Here is a 367-nt window from a genome sequence, read left to right as displayed (position 1 = left end):
GGCGACCTTGGCGATGATCAACTGTATGGTGATGCCGGTGATGATGAACTTCACGGTGGCGGCGACAATGACGTCATCTCCGGAAACGGGGGCAACGATCGAATCTTCGGGGATCAGGGCGTCGACACGATCTACGGCGGCAGCGGCAATGACGCGGTCATTGTTGAGCGCTCCACTCACAATGCTCTAGGAGAAACAATCGACGGCGGCGACGGCTTCGACACCATACGTTTCGGGAGCACTATAGCGAACGATAGACTTACGCTGCGTGCGGGAATCTCTTCGATCGAGGAAGTTGTCATTTCTGACGCAAATGGCAGCACTGCCGCTACAACCGCGCTGAACGTCGACGCAAGCGGTCTGTCAT

The 367-nt window shown here is 56.7% G+C and carries 1 pseudogene; it reads left to right on the top strand.

From position 1 onward, the window contains the following. Window positions 1–367, top strand: a pseudogene (locus tag EN852_RS36375) (hypothetical protein); the annotation flags it as partial.

It is taken from the genome of Mesorhizobium sp. M2E.F.Ca.ET.209.01.1.1 (assembly GCF_004010375.2).
In the GTDB taxonomy this organism is placed as follows: Bacteria; Pseudomonadota; Alphaproteobacteria; order Rhizobiales; family Rhizobiaceae; genus Mesorhizobium.
Note: the sequence above shows the minus strand (reverse complement) of the source record. Positions and strands in the feature narration are given on the sequence as shown.